Genomic DNA, 16,352 nt, shown 5'->3' on the forward strand with positions numbered 1-16,352 from the left:
GAAAGGTTGCGTTAAAGCGCTTCATTCATCCCCGTTTGCGCTCTAGGGTGTATGAATAAATTCCTATCAACGGAGTGGCTCTTCATGCATCAGTTTCTTGTCCAGCACGCCCGCCCGCCCTGCCGGCCCGTTTGCGCCGAGGCCGCGCCGGAAACCAAGAGCGCCGGACGGCTGGGCCGCCCGGCGCCGGGCCGCGCCATGGATGGTCCGGACGGGCCCATCGTGCCGCCCGACATCGCCTGCCGAATCGTCCGCCACCTCGTGCTGGAAATGACGGCGCTGGCGAGTGACCGCCCGCTGTGGCGCCGCGACGGGCGCCGTTCCACCAGCCATGTGCGCCAGGTCGCCATGTATATATGCCATGTCGTGCTGAGCCTGCCGCTTGCGGAGATCGGCGCGGCCTTCGGGCGCGACCGCACCACGGTCGGCCACGCCTGCCACAGGGTGGAGGATCGCCGCGACGACGCCTCCTTCGACGCTTTCGTCGCGTCGATCGAACGCGCCGTGCTGGCCGTCTTCGGTCCGTCGGGGATCGGCAGCCATGCGTGAGGCGGCAATCGGGAAGGACGATGCGGCGCTCGCAAGGCTCCTGCGGTTCGTGCTCGCCGCAAGGGTGGCGATGCTCGGCGATGACGGCAGCCTGACGGACAGGGACGGGCGTACGATGCCCGCGACACCTGCGGTTCTCGCCCGGGCGCTGCGCGACGGCCTGCTCCGGCAGGAGGCGAGCCGGCTTGAGGCGACGCCCGAGGCGCGGGCCTATCTGAAGCGGCGGCTCGCCACCGCCGAAACGCCTTTCGCAGGCCAGCACCGCGACCTCGCGGGCGTCACGGTGGTGCAGGACGGTGCGCGCGCGATGGCGGTGATGAACCGGCTGGAATCGCCGTTGTCAGGTATTGCACGGCTGAAGGAGAAATCCGGCGAGGCCTATCTGCCGGAAAGCGCGATTGCCGCTGGCGAGCGCCTGCATGCGGATTTCACCCGCGGCGGCCTGCAGCCGCGCATGACCATGTCCTGGGAGCCGCGCATCGCCAGCCGCCAGAAGGGCGGGGCGGGTGCGGCCCGTGAGATCAGCGACACGGCGCTGGCGGCACGCCTGCGCGTCGCCCGTGCCGTGGAGGCCATCGGCCCGGAACTGTCGGGCGTGGCGCTGGATGTCTGCTGCTTCATGAAGGGACTGGAAACGGTGGAGCGCGAACGGCAATGGCCGGCCCGCTCCGCCAAGCTGATGCTGCGCGCCGCCCTCATGGCGCTCGCCCGCCACTACGCCCCGCCGCCGCCCGCCGGAGGGCCGCGTGCGCATCGATGGGGAGCGGAGGGCTATCGGCCGGAGCTGGGGCGGTGAGTGCGGGATGAGGGGGCTTGCGGCGGCGAGCGCTTACGCCGCGGCCTTCATCGCCGCTTCCTCGCGGATGCGCTTGACCATGGAGCGCAGGCCGTTGGCGCGCTGGGAGGAGAGGTGTTCGACGAGGCCGATCTCGTTGAAGGTGTCGATGGCGTCGAGTGCGGCGATCTCGGAGGCCCGCTTGCCGGAATAGATGGCGAGCACGATGGCGACGAGGCCGCGCACGATATGCGCATCCGAATCGCCCTCAAAGGTCATGACCGGGTCGGCGCCGCCGGCGCTGTGGCTGACGAGCCAGACCTGGCTGGCGCAGCCCTGCACCTTGTTGGCCGCCGTGCGCTTGTCCTCCGCCAGATCCGGCAGCGCCTTGCCGAGCTCGATGACATAGCGGTAGCGGTCCTCCCACTCGTCGAGAAAGGCGAAGTCGTCGATGATCTGCGTAAGCTCTGCCATGGTCCGTCCATTCCGCTGTTCGCCTTCATATAGGCGAGGGCACGGGCGATTTGAACCGAAAACCGCCTGCTCGCGACGCATGAAAAAAGAAACGCCGCAGGGAACGGGTCCGTGCGGCGGTTGCAATGCAACGAGTCAGGCAGGCAGTAAAAGGTGAAAGAGGCTCAGCTCTTGCGATCGGGACGACGGGTCGGGATGGCGACGGTGCCGGTGATGACCTCGTCCTCGGCATTGATGGTGGCGACGGCCGGAAGCGGCTGGTTCAGCGCTTCCTTCTTCGAATGGGCGGTCTGGCTGGCCTCGTCTTCGGCGAACTGGGTGTCGAGGAACTGGTAGGCGATGCGCGCACCCTCGCGGGCCCGGTGGCCGAGTGCGACGAAGGTTTCGCTGCCCTTCTCGCAGACATCGGGTTTTTCCAGGCACAGCGCCGTCAGGTAGTGAACGGCTTCCGTGGCGGCGGTGAAGGTATCGCCGATCTGCACGGTCGGGCCGTTTTCCAGCTTCGACGCCGATTCAGGGCTCAGGAACGGGAGCAGGACCAGAACCAGTGAGAACCAGAACGTTCCCTTGATCAGAAACCACATCGCTTGCCATCCTCGTTAGGGCCTGGGCTCTTTGCGGCCTTCGGCTTGATTGGTCCTTGGCGAACCGTTGATGCGAGAATAGGGCCCGGAAGGAAATTCCCCTTTGCAAGAATCATTCGGGTTTTGCCCAGTTTTGATTAAAATTCGAACGAATCCGACCTTCCCGGGCATTTGAGGCAGATTTTAGCATTCCCCGTTAAGGATGATGGCGTCGTCCACAGCCGCGAGCCCCCGGAACGCCCGAGAACGCCATGGGGCCGCTTTGCCCCAGAAGTTAATATGAACAGAAAAATGCCGCAAAATGAGGCGCTTACGCCCCGTTAACCACGCCGGACGAATGGCCGTTGGATTGCCCCGAAATGGGATTTTTCGGCCTTTTTCGCCCCCTTCCGGGCCCCTGCGTTTATTGTTTCCTTAAGTCGCCGGTGCGATTTTGGGCTCACATAAAAAGTACATGAACGGCAGGGTTTTGCGTTGCGCCACATGAACAACATCGCTGACAGAATGGCCGCCCGTCTGGGCGCCGTTGCCGGCGTTGCTGGTGCCGATACTGCTGATACGCGCCCCTCTGCCGCGTTGCGCGCGACCACGCTTGCCCTTCTGGCCGCCGTGCCCGGCCTGCCGCTGGTGCTGTCCGCCGTCATGCCCGCCTCCGCGGCGCTCCCGGCCGGCGTGGCGCTCGCCGGCGCCGGCGCGCTTTTGGCGACGGCTGCAAACGCCGTGCGCAAGCCCGCGCCCGCACCCGTGCGCAGCTTCTCCGAAGAACTGGCCGTCACGGCGCCGGAAGCCGTCTCGCCCTACGATCTCTTCGCCGGCCTGGTGACTTTGCACGATGCGCGCGGTTTCGTGACCGCCGTGCACGGCCGCGACAAGGCCGATGTGCTTTCCTGGATGCGCGACCCGATCGGCCGCGGCTACCTCGACCAGATCCATGTGTCCGACCGGATCGGCTTCCTCGCCGCGATCGACCGCCTGCGCCAGGGCGCCACGCGCGAGACCGTCGATATCCGCATCGACCGGCCGAGCCTCGGCGCCGATGCCGAGCAGTTCATGCATATGCGCGTGGAAATGACGGCGCTTGCCGGCCCTGACGGCGCGCTGATGGCCGTCGTCGCCCAGTCGCACGACATTTCCGCCGAAGCCCGGCTGAAGGGCGAGAACGTGCGCCGCGCCGCCGACGCCGAATCGGCCAACGACGCCAAGACCCGCTTCCTTGCGGCCGTCAGCCATGAGCTGCGCACGCCGCTCAACGCCATTCTCGGCTTCTCCGACGTGCTGTCGGGCGAGTATTTCGGCAAGCTGGAAAACGATCGCCAGCGGGAATATGTCGCGCTCATCCACCAGTCGGGTTCGCACCTGCTGTCGGTGGTCAACACCATGCTGGATGTCTCCAAGATCGAGGCGGGCCGCTACGAGCTTCTGACGGAGCCGTTCGTCGTCGCCGACAGCGTGAAGGCCTGCGAGCAGATGCTCGGCCTCCAGGCGCGCGACAAGGGGATCCAGCTGACGAGCCGCGTGCCGCGCGCCGTCGGCGAGGCCGTGGCCGACCAGCGGGCGATCCAGCAGATCCTGATCAATCTCGTCGGCAACGCCATCAAGTTCACCGACCGCGGCGGCATCGTCACCATCGATGCGGCGCGCGAGGGCAAGGACCTGCTGCTCATCGTCAGCGACACCGGCATCGGCATTCCCGCCGACAAGCTGGCGCTGATCGGCCAGCCCTTCATGCAGGTCCAGAACGAATATACGCGCAAATACGAAGGCACCGGGCTCGGCCTGTCGCTGGTCAAGGGGCTCGTCGCCCTGCATGGCGGCAGCCTGACGATCCAGAGCCAGCCGGGCGAGGGCACCGTCATCACCGTCCGCATCGCGGCGGACGGTTCGGGCGTCGTGAACGACGCGAGCGGCCGGGCGGCATCGTCCACCGTCGATTTCCCGCCCCGCCTTGCGAGCGACAAAGAGACCGTTTACGAGCCGTCGAACGATGGCAAGGACACGCAAGATGAACGCGCACGTCAGAAGACAGCCTGAGCGGGGGCCGAAGGGCCAGGCCCGCAAGGGCCGGTCCGGCGGACGCAACCAGCCGCAACGCCGGCCGAATGTCGCGATCACCGCGCTTTCGGCGCTGGGCGGCCTCGTCGCGCGCTATCCCGGCACCGTGGGCGGCACCGCCGCCTTCGTCGTCGTCTTCTCCTTCGTGGCGGCCAATGCGCTGTGGTATCAGCCGGGCGGCCATCCGTCGCCGTTCCTGAAAACCCGGTCCGCCGACAATTCGCTGGGCTTCACCGCCACGCAGCCGGAGCCGAAGGACGTCACGACCTTCGTCATCGAGCGCGAGGGGGAGGAAGGCGACCAGCCCGAAGTGACCGACGTCACACCCGCCGAGCGCCCCTTCGACGAGGTCGCGGCACTGGTGGAGAAGAGCGCCGCCGAGGTGCCTGTCGCCAAGGAAGAAGCCGATCCGGTCGCCGCCGCCATCCTGCGCGCCGAGGCCGATCCGGGCGTGACTTCGGCGGTGGCCAAGCCCGTTCCGAGCGAGCTCGTGATGCAGATCCAGAAGGGCCTGAGCAACATCGCCTATGCCGACATCGCCGTGGACGGGCTGATCGGCGAGAAGACGCGCACCGCCATCCGCCATTTCGAGAAGCATTACCGGCTGCCGGTCACGGGCGAGCCCAACGAGCAGGTTCTTGCCAAGCTCAAGGATATCGGCGCGCTGTAAGGACGGCTTAGACGAAAGTCTTAAGCCTACAACGTGCCGCTACGTCAGGTTGTCTTAAAGGAAGCGTTAACCCTGTCCCCGGATGATTGCGCGATCATCGGGAGGATCGACGAGCCATGTCCAACGCCGCCTTGCGCGAGGAGACGCAGGTCTTCGAAGAGGAAACGCCGGCAGACGCCGCCGCGCTGCGCCGGGTCATCGGCTCGCTGGCGGGGGAGGCGTCGGACCTCGGCATGCATCTCGTCGATATCGCGGGCTCCATTCAGGACACCGCCGCGCAAACGCGCGAGCATGCCGTCCTCTTCACCCGCCTCAACCAGTCGGCGACCGCGATTGCCGGCACCAACGGCGATATCGCCCGCGCGCTCGGCGAGACGGACGCGCTCGCCGGCAGCGCGCGCAAGGTGCTGGGCGAGCAGGCGGTGCAGCTCGACGGCTCGATTGCCGCCATCGACCACATGGTCACCGCCTCCCACGAGATCGGCACGGAAATCTCGGCCTTCGCCGGTGCGCTGGCCGATGTCGGCCGGCTGGCGGACGCCATCGGCACCATCGCGCGCCAGACGAACCTGCTCGCGCTCAACGCCGCGATCGAGGCGGCGCGCGCCGGCGATGCCGGCAAGGGTTTCGCCGTGGTGGCGGCCGAGGTGCGCACGCTTTCGCTCCAGACGTCCGAGACCACCGCATCGATCCAGAAGACCTTGCAGGCCTTGCGTGCGCGCATCGACAAGCTGGAGGCGGCGGGCGAGGAGGCGCGTATTTCCGCCGAAGATGTGAAGACCACGGCCGCCGAGGTGCAGGGATCGTTCTCGGATGTCGAGCAGGTCATGTCGAAGATCCTCGACAGCGCCTCCTCGCTGGCCGCGACCGCCGGCGCAGTGGACCGGGAATGCAGCGAGTTCGCGCGCGCCATCGGCGCGGCCTCCACGGATATCATCCGCACCAACGAGGTCCTGCAGGGCGCGTCCGACAAGGTGGGCGAGGTGGTGACGATTTCCGAACGCATCATCCAGGCGACGGCGCGGGCGGGCATCGATACGCCCGACAGCCCCTATATCCGCCTCGTGCAGCAGCTGGCCGAAGACGTATCCGGCCGCTTCACCGCGGCGGTGCGGCAGGGCGAGATCGGCCTTGCGGCGCTGTTCGACCGCCACTACCGGCCGATCCCCGGCACCGACCCGGTGCAGATGATGACCGCCTTCACGGATTTCACCGACCGGGTGCTGCCGGCGATCCAGGAGCCGGTGGTGGCCGGTGACGCGCGCGTCGCCTTCTGCGCGGCGGTGGACGAGAACGGCTACCTGCCGACCCACAACCGCGCCTTCTCCGCGCCGCAGCGGCCGGACGATCCGGCCTGGAACACCGCCAACTGTCGCAACCGGCGCATCTTCAACGACCGCGTCGGCCTGTCCGCCGGCCGCAACACCGAGCCCTTCCTGGTTCAGACCTATCGCCGCGACATGGGCGGCGGGCAATATGTGCTGATGAAGGATATCTCCGCCCCCATCACCGTCGACGGCCGCCACTGGGGCGGCCTGCGGCTGGCGATCCGGGTGTAGGAGGGGGGCGGCTAAGGGCGGTGAAGGTTGTGCCGGGGCGGCTTGCTCCGATACACCACGCCGTGTATGCCGCCGTGATGCGCGTTCGTACCGACATCTTCGTTTCCGCCCTGATGCGCCGGGTCTTCGCGCGCGGCGATTTCGCGGCCGTGGAGGTGAAGGGCGCGGAGGCGGCGGGCGCGGTCTTCGTGCGGCAGATGTTCCGCGACGGCACCGAGAGCCTGCATGCCCCGGCCCCGCAAAGCGTCTTCGACAGCGAGGAAAGCAACACGCGCCTGTTCGAGACGCGGCTGGAGCGTGTACCGGCTGAAACGGTTGCCGAGGCGATCGGCCGGGAGCGGCGCTTCGACAGCGATCTGTGGGTCGTGTCCGTCGAGACCGACGATCTCGCGGGCCTGATCGATGTCGCGGAAGACAAGCCGAAGGACGACGGCTTTTTCCGGCGCTAGGCTGGACCTGTTCCAAAGGAAACAGCGGCGAACCGGCCGCCATGGGAAAACGGGGTCACGCCGGCAGGGGCCGGCGCTTCACCCTGGAGGTCCCCATGTTCATCGTGCTGCCCGCGCTTGCGCTGCTGATTTCGGGAATGTTCGTCGTGACGATGGTTGCCGCGCTGTCGGCGGGGCGGGATGACGCAGCGGCAATTCACGCACCGGCAAAGCGCCGGTTCTTCTGAGAAGCTGTCAAACGGCGGCGCGTTGCCGTCTCGTCTGAGAGGATTTGCCGTGGTTATCCAGCCCCTTCGCCTGCATGTCATCGGCCATGCTACCGGCCCTGTCATCGGCATTGGCCGCCGCCGGAAGGCTGTCGCCATTCGTGTAGCTGTCCGCCCGCTGCCAGCTTTCGATGCGTCGCACCGCCTCGGCGGCATCTAGCGCGGCAAGCAGGGTTTCGGCCCCGCCGTCGGCCAGGTGCGGGTAGATCGTCGACAGGACGTACAGGCTGTCGGCCTCCGGCACGCGAAGCGCCAGCAACGTTTCGGCAAGCTGCCGGCCCGAAACGTCGAGCAGGATGCGCTCGGACAGCCACTGGCTGGACGACAGCGCGTCGGCGAGCGTCACGGCGATCATGCCGATATCGCCGGTGCGGGCGAAGCGCACGAACAGCGACTGGTGCATCTCGGTTGCGGGAAACAGGCGGATCGGCGTTTCGACGGCGGGTGTCGCGGCGCGCACGAGGGCGCGCAGCTCGTCGCGCATCTTCTCTTCGCGGTCGAGCCGTGCGGCTTCGCGCAATGCGGCGTCGCGGTCCTCGCCCGTGCGGCGGCTGGCATGGTCCTGGTGGGTGCCGACCAGCGCCTCGATGATGGCCGGCGAAAGATCATCGCGCCGCCCGACGGCGCGCGCATGTTCGGGGCCGGCAATGCGCAGGATCTGCTTGAGCGTCGCATCGGTGAGCGTCTTTGCGCCCATGAGGAAGATCGCGGCGATGGCGATCGGCTGGCGGGCGATGAAGAGGGCGGTTTCCTCGGGGATCTGCGGGCAGCGCGACAACGCCGCGACCGCCTGTCGCCGGGCTTCCTCGGACGAGGCCATGTAAAGCGGCTCGAAAAGCTCACCGAACTGGCGCAGGTCCGACTTGGAGGGAAAGCGCAGGCTCTCGAAGCTGGAGACCGTGGCCATCAGCACGATGTCCTTCGGCCGCCCCGCCTGCGGTCTCTCCAGTTCGCGAAACCTGTCCGCCACGAAACACCTGTCATCCCCGGACCGGCCGCCCCTGGCCGGTCATCCGTCATTCCGAAAACCGAAGGAAAGGCGTCTGTCTGTTGCCGCGATGTGCATTTGGCGCAATCGTTTGAAAAACAATAGACTTTCCGAAAATCACTTTCCTGCGAACGACATACGCCGCTCCCGCCTACTGTAGGTCCTTCATGATTAACGGACGGTAAAGGCACCGCCCTTGCCTGTGCACAATCGGGGCGGAAGGCATCGCAACCGCGCCTGGCGCAGACAGCCGGAGCGCGTCTTGAAAACACAATTGCAATCGTCCGCAATAAGCGGAAAATGCCATCACACCGGCTGGAGGGCTCCATCGTGTTTCGCGCTATACTGGTCAGCATTTTCTTGCTCGTGGCAGGAACCGCCACCGCGCAAACCAAGGTGGCGTTGCTGATTGCCAATGCGAACTACACCGCCGTCACCGCCCTGAAGAATCCGCCCAACGACATCGCCATTCTGCGCGGGACGCTGGAAGCGGCGGGCTTCGACGTCAGCCTTCTGGAAAACGCCACACGTGCGGAGATGTCGGCAGCGCTCGGGGCCTTCGAGGAAAAGGTGGAGAACGCCGATATCGGCATGGTCTACTATTCCGGCCATGGCATCGAGGTGAACGGCGAGAACTTCCTCATCCCCGTCGATGCCGCGTTGCGGTCGGACCGGGACATCAAATACGAGGCGATCGTCTTGAGCGACGTCATCGCAACGCTCTCGAAAGCGCGCGCCTTCAAGCTGGTTCTTCTCGATGCGTGCCGGGACAATCCCTTTCTGCGCACCATGAAACACGGCTTGACCAAGGGCGTCCCGACACGCGGCCTGGCGCGCGTGGATTCATCCGAAAGCAATCTGCTCATCGGTTATGCCACGGCGCCCGGCGATGTCGCGACGGACGGCGACGGCGCCACCAGTCCCTACGCACAGGCCCTTGCGCGCCATATCGCCACGCCCGGACTGGAAATCGAGGCGGCGCTGCGCGCGGTCGCCAAGGAGGTTTTCGAGGCAACCGGCGGCAAGCAGCGGCCCTTCAAGACGGGTTCGCTGTTCGACACGGTCATGCTCGGGCCAGACGGCACGGCCCCTGTCGTGCCGCAGACTGAGGACGCGTGCCGGGACGCGGCCACCCACTGGGCGGGCATCAGCGCGACGACGGACCGCGCCCTGTTCGAAGAGCATCTCCGGAATTTTCCCAACTGTGCCTTCGCTTCGCTCGCCCGCATGCGGCTGGCTTCGTTGAGCGTCGATCAGGGCGCGGGGCAGGCGACCATCGCCATCCCCGCCGCGCCGGTCCATGAGAGCGAGGATAATGTCCCGCAAACGGAATGCGATCTCCTCGCATCCGCGCCCGACGACAAGATGAAGATCGCCGCCCTGGCGGGCGTGGCCTTCACGGCGATCCCGACGGACCGGGCGGTGGAGGCGTGCCGCGTCGCCGTGGATCAGTATCCGCGAACGGCGAGGCTCTGGTATCAGCTCGGCAGAAGCCTGCACAAAGCGGGCGACTACGCCAAGGCGTCGGAAGCCTACATCGTTGCCGGCAACTATGGCAGCGCCGCCGCGATGAACGGCCTCGGGCGGCTTCTGTCGCTTCTGGCGCGCGAGGGCAGGACGGACGAGTTCGCGCCGGTTCTCGCCTGGTATCAGGACCATGTCGCGAAGGATCAGGCGGCGACGGCGGTGGAACTGGCAGGCGCTTTCGAGGAAAAGGCGCAGCTGAGGCGGGCCTTCGATATGTATACCGTTGCCGCCAGGTTCGATGAGCCGAACGCGCTGTACAAGTTGAGCTGGCTTGCCGACCGCGGTGCGCTCGGGCCGCGTGATCCGACCCTGGCTGCCACCTACATGGTGCGGGCCTTGAAGAGCGGATTGCTGACCTCTTTCCAGTCCGATGTCTGGTATGGATCGCCCCGCATTGCCGAGGAAAGCGCGTGGTCCTACGAGTTTCGCGTCGCCTTGCAGAAGGAAATGACGTCTGCCGGTGTGTACAGCGGCAAGATCGACGGCCGGCTTGGCCCGTCCACGGTCAAGGCCGTGGAGCGGCTGCGCAAGAAGCTGTGACGGCGTCGCCGTCGCGGAAACGCTAAAATTTACAAGGCCCTGCAGAGCGCCTATAAGGGGCCCGGCCTATTCGACAGCCCTTGCCCAAGGCAGGAACCCATGCGCAAGCCGCTCTCCGATGCGTTCATCATACTTCTGCGTCTCGAGGGGCTGGCGGTCGCGGCGGTCATGATCGCCGCCTATTTCAAGCTTCATGACGGGTGGGGACTGCTGGCACTTCTCATTCTGGCGCCGGACCTTTCCATGGCGGGCTATGCCTTCGGTCCCAAGGTGGGGGCCGTGAGCTACAATATCGTGCACAGCTACATCTTCGCCGCAGGCATCGCGGCGCTCGGCTTCATCTGGCCGGTTCTGTTTCCCGTCGCCTGCATATGGAGCGCTCATATCGGGCTGGACCGCGCGCTCGGCTATGGCTTGAAGTCTGTCACGGCTTTCAACGAAACCCATCTCGGCCCCATTGGCCGCCGCCGCTGATGCGCCTGTCACCGCGGTAACAGCGGTCACGCTGAGATCACGCGAGTATTAATAGCCTGTTAACCAGACTGTCGTTAGTTTTGAGAACGTGGTTCGGCTCGTCTCCCGCACGGGGTGTGGTAGGCTCCGGCCATGGTGGTGGTCCCCGTACCGCCGTCAATGGGAAAGGTGCGATGTTCCGGTTTCCGGTCGGTCGCCAGACACATTCCCGTGATGGGAAAACTTCTGGTCCCGTATCGCCGTTTTCTACCCGTATGCGACAGGCTCGACAGCAGGCTCACGTCGCATCCGGAGGACGGACCGGATGCACCGGCTCGCAAAAACGGGCAGGGTGAGATTTGTAGAGTACTTCATCCGTCTCGATTCTTCTTTTGGAGGCGAGAATGGCAGACGTGGTACGATTGACGGATTGGATGGGACGCACGCCGAGGCGCGATGACGTCCGTCCGGCGGAACCGGCACAGGTTCTTCTCTTCACGGGTGTGCGCTACGAGCGCCTTGCCCCCGTTTTGCCCGCACCGCGCGGCAAGACGGCAAAACACGGCGGCCCCGACACGGCCCGCCGCACCTAGAGCGCGTCACGCGCCCCGGGCGGATACGTGCGCCAGGCGCGCGCGTTCCTAGCGGTCGGCCGTGAACGGCTCGCAGCTTGCGCCCGCCAGAAAGGCGGCGGCCTCTTCCTGACGGCTGCGGCTCGGCACGAATGTCCGCAGCACCGCATAGCCTTCCTCTCCCCGCATTTCGACAAGGATCGACTGTTCCAGCTCTTGCGGCACCGCCTTGCGGATCGCGATCAGCTGGACGGGTGTCGCGACCAGCGTATCGAGCGCGCCGCCGACGGACGTGCGGTCGTTCATGCTGAACACCTCGTTGGAGGCGCTGTCATAGACGGCGAGCGACCAGAACGGCACGTCGCCTTCCGCGAAGAGACGGACGGGACCGTTCTCCACCGAAAAGGCGCAGACGGCCGTCAGCATCGCCGGGTCGTCGTTGATCGGCAGCAGCGTCTGTCCGCTGCTGGCCAACGGGAAGAAGCGGTTGGGTTCGTCGAAGGCCTGGACGCGCGTATAGGCGTCGCGTCCGGTGAAGTTCGGCAGCGACAGGATGATGACGATATGCAGCAGGGCGGCGCCGACCAGCCCGACCACGATGGCGTAGAAAAAGCTACGCATCCGCGCAGTCCAGCCGGTTGATGGCGGGCATGGAAAGGTCGATCACCCCGGAACTGCCGGCGGTGGGCGTGTCGAGCAGCGTCATGACGAGAAGGAAGGGCGCGCGCCCTTCCGGAATGGCCAGCCAGTTGCCCGCAGACGCCGAGGACGAGATGCGGATGGAAAAGGCGCTGTCGGCACCGCGCAGTACCGACCAGGCGTTGACGCCGGTCGGCAGGCCATTGCCGGTGCCTTCGAGCGGGTTGCCCGCGCTGTCGGCGGCATGCAGCGTCCACAGCCGCGCCGGCGGCGTCAGGCCCGCGATCTCGTAGCGGCAGTTTTCCACCAGCGTGCGTTTTTCGCTGTCGCGGGCGGCGGTGAAGGTCAGGCCCTCGGCGCTGCCCAGCAGGAGCTTGCCGTCACGCGCGCGGTGCGCCTTGGCGTAGGGATCGGCGTCGATCGTCTGGGCATTGGGAAAGGCCGTCCACGGTCCGAGCGCGATGGCGCCGAAGCCGACCGTCGCGCGCAGCGCGTAGATCGAGCTCAGGATGCCGAACCCGAAGGCGACGGCGAGCGCTGTGGCGATGACGAGGGGTGTGCGGAACAAGACGATCGACCGTTGGAATCAGCTGCGGGTTACTCTGTCCGGTTCGCTCTAGGCAGGTCAAGCGCATCGTCCAGCGCGGCCACGCGGCCATCCGGCTTCAGGGGCTTGGCCTCGTCGAACTGGCGGGCGACGTCTTTCAGGAGTTTCGTGACATCCGTGGACAGCGAGCGCGGGCGCACGAGGGCGGGCAGGGCACTCTCATCGGGATTGGTCTGCGCGACCTCCGTGGCCTTCTTGCCATCCGGCAGCGGGTTTTCGATGCCGGGGATGGGACGAAGCTCGATACCCTGGTGGGCGTAATCCATCAGCCGCTTGAAGGTCATGGCGGGCAGGGAGCCGCCGGTCATGTTGTTGGTCGACGTATAGTCGTCGTTTCCGAACCACACCGCGGTCGTGTAGTTGCCGGTGAAGCCGACATACCAGGCATCGCGATAGGCCTGCGTCGTGCCCGTCTTGCCGCCCGACACGATGCCGCGGTCGAGCGCGCCGCGCCGCGCCGTGCCGCTGACGGGAATGGTAACGAAGATGCGGTTCATCGAGGACGTCGCCTGGTCGGAGAGGATCTGCCGGGCGGGCGGCTCGTCACGGGCGAAGTCGTAGAGGATGTCGCCGTCGTAATTGATGATCTGACTGATGCCGTGGCGGCGCGCCAGCTTGCCGCCGGCCGGGAAGACGGCATAGGCCGTCGCCTGGTCGAGCACGGTAACCTCTGTCGTGCCGAGCGGCATGGTCTTGTCGGTGCGCAGCGGCGTTTCCACGCCCATTTCCTTGGCAAGCTCGGCGATGCGCTTGGTGCCGAGCTTGTCCTTGGCAAGGCGGACGGGCACGGTGTTGATCGATTTCGCCATCGCCGTCATCAGCGTGACGCGGCCGGCATAGCTGCGGCCGTAATTCTGCGGCGACCAGCCACCCCAGCTGATCGGCCCGTCGACGATGGTCGTCTCGGGCGTCATGCCGGCTTCCATGGCGGCTGCATAGGTATAGGCCTTGAAGGACGAACCCGGCTGGCGCAGCGCGCGTGTCGCGCGGTTGAACTGGCTTTCGCCGTAATCGCGCCCGCCGACCATGGCGCGCACGGCCCCGCCGTTCTCCACCATGACCAGCGCGCCCTGCTTGACGCGGTAGCTGTCGCCATACTGGCGAAGGCCGCTTTCCACCGCCTCTTCGGCGGCGGCCTGCAGGCCCATGTCGATGGTGGTGCGCACGACCAGCGAATGCTGGGCGAAGGGCTTTGCGATGCGCTGCACTTCGTCGAAGGCCCAGTCGAGGAAGAAGTCGGGAGCGGTCTTGTCCTTGCGGTCGATGACGCTGGCGGGGTTGCGCCGTGCGGCGATCACCTGTCCCTCGGTCATCATGCCGCTCTGGACGAGATTGGTCAGAACCTCGTTGGCGCGGCCGCGTGCGGCCGGCAGGTTGACGTGCGGGGCATAGCGGGCGGGCGCCTTGAACAGGCCGGCGAGCATGGCGGATTCGGCAAGGTTCACATCCGTGATGTTCTTGCCGAAATAGAACTGCGCCGCCGCCGCCGCGCCGAACGTGCCGCCGCCCATATAGGCGCGGTCGAGATAAAGCCGCAGGATCTCCTTCTTGGAGAGGTTGGCCTCCAGCCACAGCGACAGGAAGGCTTCCTTGATCTTGCGCTCCAGCGTGCGCTCGTTGGTGAGGAAGAGGTTCTTGGCCAGCTGCTGGGTGAGGGTGGAGCCGCCCTGCACGACGCCGCCGGCGCGGGCGTTCTCGTTCATGGCGCGGGCGAGGCCGAGGAAATCGATGCCATAATGGCTGAAGAAGCGCCGGTCTTCCGTCGCCAGGACCGCCTTGATGAGGTGGTCGGGCAGCTCGTCGATCGGCACCGAATCCTCGTGGATGATGCCGCGATGGCCGATTTCGTTGCCGTAGCGATCAAGGAAGGTGACGGCGAAATCGCTCTGGGCGCGCCAGTTGCCCTTGGTCTCCTCGAAAGCGGGAAGGGCGAGCGCGAGCAGCAGCACGAAGCCCGCCGTGCCGAGGTTCATACCTTCGCCGGCCAGCTCGAACACCGCCTTCTTCCAGCCGCGCACGTGAAAGCGGCGGGAGAAGATCGTGATCTCCTCCCAGATTTCGCCCAGGCGGAACCCGGCGTTCCAGACCGTGGAATCGATCCACGAATCCAGCCGCAGCAGGAAATGCCGCTTGCGGCGGCGGGGGCGTTCTGGGGTCGGGCTGTCGTCTTCCACGTCTCTTCCCTGGTCGGAGGCGGCCGCAGCCTGCCCGCATCCGGTTAACGTCCTGTGACCACCGGCTTATTCTCGCACGATACCAGTCTTTTCCAAGGCAAAGAACGGATTTTCCGCAGGAAGGTTAGCGTGCACGCCTCTTGACCTTTGCGGCCGACGGGTTCAGGGGTCGCGCATGACCAAGCCGATGACCGAAACCCCGCAGGATCTGCCGTTCTGGAAGACCAAGACGCTCGCCGAGATGAACGACGCGGAATGGGAAAGCCTGTGCGACGGCTGCGGGCTCTGTTGCCTCAACAAGCTGGAGGACTGGGAGACCGGCGAGATCGTCTGGACCTCGATCCGCTGCACGCTGCTCGACGGCGAGAGCTGTCGCTGCTCGGACTACGAGAACCGGCAGGCGACCGTGCCGGACTGTATCCGCCTGACGGTGGAAAGCGTATCGGAAATCTCCTGGCTGCCGCCGACCTGCGGCTATCGCCTCGTGCGAGATGGCCTCGACCTCTACTGGTGGCATCCGCTGGTCTCCGGCGACCCCGACACCGTGCACCAGGCCGGCATTTCGGCACGCGGCCGCACGATCAGCGAGGACGGCATCGATATCGATGACTACGAGGATTACCTCGTGACCTGGCCGCTGGAAGTGGGCGAGAAGACGTAGCGCTGCCAGGCGCTTACGCGAAAAATCGAAATAATAGGAAAATAGTCCTTGACGGCGTGACGGTCGTTTGATAGGGTTATGGCATGGTCGGAAAGGTGCGGGCGGATGGATCGCCGGGCTTTCCGGAGGCTTGATGGCTTCGGCGGCATCCGCCCGCGGCCGGCTTGAGAGAATTTTGTTAGGCGCTCGTTCCTATGGACCGGGCGCCTTTTCGTTTTCGGGTGTGCGATGGACCAGTTTTCGACGATCGATCTCGACCTGTTCGGCATTTCGCCTGACATGGCGGTCTATGACGGGCTCGGCGCGCGCCGGGCCGTTCTCGGCGGTGGAGCGGCGCCGCTGCTCGACACCAAGGCCGCCGCGCCGGGCGACCCCTTTCTCGACATGCAGGCGATGCTTCTCGAAATGACGAAGGAGCTGCGCGAGCGCTTCCAGCGGTTCCAGAGCCAGAAGGTTCTGGCCGAAGAGGATGCGGCCGCGGCCGTGGACGACGCGGCGCGCAAGGTCGCCCAGACCGACGCCAAGGCGGCCATCGAGGCCGTGTCGCTCATCGTGCGCACGCTGGAGAAGATCGACAGCCTGCAACGCACGCTGATCAACGAGCGGGCCGAGGCGGACGCGGCCGGCGGTGACGACGAGAACGAGGCGGCGCTGATCGAGGAGTTCGAGCGGCTTGTCAACGTGCGCGTGAAGGAGCGGATGAATGCCGCCAAAAGCGAATGGATGCGCGAAATCCGGGCTGGCGGCGATGCTGCCGCGGGAATGGAAGGCGGGCCGTAAGGAACGGCGGGCCTGCCGTGCGATCGGAAAGAA

The 16,352-nt window shown here is 66.1% G+C and carries 18 protein-coding genes; 12 read left to right on the plus strand and 6 right to left on the minus strand.

The window, feature by feature from the left end; genetic code table 11:
- The first annotated feature begins 84 nt into the window (after positions 1-84).
- Positions 85-549, plus strand: coding sequence for a helix-turn-helix domain-containing protein (locus B5M41_RS09475; protein WP_230640034.1), 465 nt, complete (start codon positions 85-87; stop codon positions 547-549).
- Entirely contained in the window at positions 542-1,345 is an 804-nt protein-coding gene (locus tag B5M41_RS09480) for a DUF6456 domain-containing protein (RefSeq protein WP_134647612.1), read from the plus strand. Before B5M41_RS09475 ends, B5M41_RS09480 begins: the two co-directional genes overlap by 8 nt.
- A 33-nt stretch (positions 1,346-1,378) precedes the next feature.
- Here the strand turns inward: B5M41_RS09480 and B5M41_RS09485 are convergent, their stop codons facing one another.
- Positions 1,379-1,798 (minus strand): SufE family protein, encoded by a 420-nt coding sequence (locus tag B5M41_RS09485; protein WP_134647610.1) that lies wholly within the window; start codon positions 1,796-1,798, stop codon positions 1,379-1,381.
- 164 nt (positions 1,799-1,962) lie between these two features.
- Positions 1,963-2,382: a DUF5330 domain-containing protein gene (locus B5M41_RS09490; RefSeq protein WP_134647608.1), complete on the minus strand. Its 420-nt coding sequence runs from the start codon at positions 2,380-2,382 to the stop codon at positions 1,963-1,965.
- 483 nt (positions 2,383-2,865) lie between these two features.
- Between B5M41_RS09490 and B5M41_RS09495 the strand changes: the two genes are divergently transcribed.
- The 5 genes from B5M41_RS09495 (at position 2,866) to B5M41_RS26865 (ending at position 7,339) form a co-directional block, all read left to right on the plus strand.
- Complete coding sequence (locus B5M41_RS09495) at positions 2,866-4,413, plus strand: sensor histidine kinase (RefSeq protein WP_134647606.1); 1,548 nt, start codon at positions 2,866-2,868, stop codon at positions 4,411-4,413.
- Positions 4,385-5,104, plus strand: a complete 720-nt coding sequence (locus tag B5M41_RS09500; RefSeq protein WP_134647605.1) for a peptidoglycan-binding domain-containing protein — start codon at positions 4,385-4,387, stop codon at positions 5,102-5,104. Before B5M41_RS09495 ends, B5M41_RS09500 begins: the two co-directional genes overlap by 29 nt.
- Positions 5,105-5,220: 116 nt before the next feature.
- The gene (locus tag B5M41_RS09505) at positions 5,221-6,663 is read left to right on the plus strand and encodes a methyl-accepting chemotaxis protein (RefSeq protein ID WP_134647603.1); all 1,443 of its coding nucleotides are present in this window, start codon (positions 5,221-5,223) and stop codon (positions 6,661-6,663) included.
- 77 nt (positions 6,664-6,740) lie between these two features.
- Positions 6,741-7,112, plus strand: a complete 372-nt coding sequence (locus B5M41_RS09510; protein ID WP_134647601.1) for a DUF1491 family protein — start codon at positions 6,741-6,743, stop codon at positions 7,110-7,112.
- A 95-nt stretch (positions 7,113-7,207) separates the two neighbouring features.
- The gene (locus B5M41_RS26865; protein ID WP_268998309.1) at positions 7,208-7,339 is read left to right on the plus strand and encodes a hypothetical protein; all 132 of its coding nucleotides are present in this window, start codon (positions 7,208-7,210) and stop codon (positions 7,337-7,339) included.
- A 7-nt stretch (positions 7,340-7,346) separates the two neighbouring features.
- On the opposite strand, the gene B5M41_RS09515 is transcribed toward B5M41_RS26865, so the two are convergent.
- Entirely contained in the window at positions 7,347-8,348 is a 1,002-nt protein-coding gene (locus B5M41_RS09515) for a hypothetical protein (RefSeq protein ID WP_209020857.1), read from the minus strand.
- A gap of 384 nt (positions 8,349-8,732) precedes the next feature.
- Between B5M41_RS09515 and B5M41_RS09520 the strand changes: the two genes are divergently transcribed.
- The 3 genes from B5M41_RS09520 (at position 8,733) to B5M41_RS09530 (ending at position 11,479) form a co-directional block, all read left to right on the plus strand.
- Positions 8,733-10,433: a caspase family protein gene (locus B5M41_RS09520; protein WP_167718885.1), complete on the plus strand. Its 1,701-nt coding sequence runs from the start codon at positions 8,733-8,735 to the stop codon at positions 10,431-10,433.
- A 99-nt stretch (positions 10,434-10,532) separates the two neighbouring features.
- Entirely contained in the window at positions 10,533-10,907 is a 375-nt protein-coding gene (locus B5M41_RS09525) for a DUF4260 domain-containing protein (RefSeq protein WP_134647597.1), read from the plus strand.
- A gap of 383 nt (positions 10,908-11,290) precedes the next feature.
- Positions 11,291-11,479 (plus strand): hypothetical protein, encoded by a 189-nt coding sequence (locus tag B5M41_RS09530; RefSeq protein ID WP_134647594.1) that lies wholly within the window; start codon positions 11,291-11,293, stop codon positions 11,477-11,479.
- A gap of 48 nt (positions 11,480-11,527) precedes the next feature.
- Here B5M41_RS09530 and B5M41_RS09535 read toward each other — a convergent pair whose 3' ends face one another.
- The 3 genes from B5M41_RS09535 to B5M41_RS09545 are packed head-to-tail and all read right to left on the minus strand — an operon-like array spanning position 11,528 to position 14,878.
- Entirely contained in the window at positions 11,528-12,079 is a 552-nt protein-coding gene (locus tag B5M41_RS09535) for a DUF1254 domain-containing protein (RefSeq protein WP_134647592.1), read from the minus strand.
- Positions 12,072-12,665 (minus strand): DUF1214 domain-containing protein, encoded by a 594-nt coding sequence (locus B5M41_RS09540; protein WP_134647591.1) that lies wholly within the window; start codon positions 12,663-12,665, stop codon positions 12,072-12,074. The genes B5M41_RS09535 and B5M41_RS09540 overlap by 8 nt, the downstream gene beginning before the upstream one ends.
- A 29-nt stretch (positions 12,666-12,694) precedes the next feature.
- Positions 12,695-14,878 carry a transglycosylase domain-containing protein gene (locus tag B5M41_RS09545; RefSeq protein ID WP_134647589.1) on the minus strand — a complete coding sequence of 728 codons (2,184 nt, stop codon included), beginning with the start codon at positions 14,876-14,878 and terminating at the stop codon, positions 12,695-12,697.
- A 175-nt stretch (positions 14,879-15,053) separates the two neighbouring features.
- On the opposite strand from B5M41_RS09545, the gene B5M41_RS09550 reads away from it, so the two are divergent.
- Complete coding sequence (locus tag B5M41_RS09550) at positions 15,054-15,539, plus strand: YcgN family cysteine cluster protein (protein ID WP_230640035.1); 486 nt, start codon at positions 15,054-15,056, stop codon at positions 15,537-15,539.
- Positions 15,540-15,767: 228 nt separating this feature from the next.
- Positions 15,768-16,319, plus strand: a complete 552-nt coding sequence (locus tag B5M41_RS09555) for a hypothetical protein (RefSeq protein ID WP_134647587.1) — start codon at positions 15,768-15,770, stop codon at positions 16,317-16,319.
- The last annotated feature ends 33 nt before the right edge of the window (positions 16,320-16,352 follow it).

The organism is Shinella sumterensis (assembly GCF_004514425.2).
Lineage (GTDB): Bacteria > Pseudomonadota > Alphaproteobacteria > Rhizobiales > Rhizobiaceae > Shinella > Shinella sumterensis.

Bases quoted from the DNA above. Each gene is read 5' to 3' on its own strand.
- B5M41_RS09475 (WP_230640034.1), top strand. From the start codon at position 85: ATGCATCAGTTTCTTGTCCAGCACGCCCGCCCGCCCTGCCGGCCCGTT.
- B5M41_RS09480 (WP_134647612.1), top strand. From the start codon at position 542: ATGCGTGAGGCGGCAATCGGGAAGGACGATGCGGCGCTCGCAAGGCTC.
- B5M41_RS09485 (WP_134647610.1), bottom strand. From the start codon at position 1,798: ATGGCAGAGCTTACGCAGATCATCGACGACTTCGCCTTTCTCGACGAG.
- B5M41_RS09490 (WP_134647608.1), bottom strand. From the start codon at position 2,382: ATGTGGTTTCTGATCAAGGGAACGTTCTGGTTCTCACTGGTTCTGGTC.
- B5M41_RS09495 (WP_134647606.1), top strand. From the start codon at position 2,866: ATGAACAACATCGCTGACAGAATGGCCGCCCGTCTGGGCGCCGTTGCC.
- B5M41_RS09500 (WP_134647605.1), top strand. From the start codon at position 4,385: ATGAACGCGCACGTCAGAAGACAGCCTGAGCGGGGGCCGAAGGGCCAG.
- B5M41_RS09505 (WP_134647603.1), top strand. From the start codon at position 5,221: ATGTCCAACGCCGCCTTGCGCGAGGAGACGCAGGTCTTCGAAGAGGAA.
- B5M41_RS09510 (WP_134647601.1), top strand. From the start codon at position 6,741: ATGCGCGTTCGTACCGACATCTTCGTTTCCGCCCTGATGCGCCGGGTC.
- B5M41_RS26865 (WP_268998309.1), top strand. From the start codon at position 7,208: ATGTTCATCGTGCTGCCCGCGCTTGCGCTGCTGATTTCGGGAATGTTC.
- B5M41_RS09525 (WP_134647597.1), top strand. From the start codon at position 10,533: ATGCGCAAGCCGCTCTCCGATGCGTTCATCATACTTCTGCGTCTCGAG.
- B5M41_RS09530 (WP_134647594.1), top strand. From the start codon at position 11,291: ATGGCAGACGTGGTACGATTGACGGATTGGATGGGACGCACGCCGAGG.
- B5M41_RS09535 (WP_134647592.1), bottom strand. From the start codon at position 12,079: ATGCGTAGCTTTTTCTACGCCATCGTGGTCGGGCTGGTCGGCGCCGCC.
- B5M41_RS09550 (WP_230640035.1), top strand. From the start codon at position 15,054: ATGACCAAGCCGATGACCGAAACCCCGCAGGATCTGCCGTTCTGGAAG.
- B5M41_RS09555 (WP_134647587.1), top strand. From the start codon at position 15,768: ATGGACCAGTTTTCGACGATCGATCTCGACCTGTTCGGCATTTCGCCT.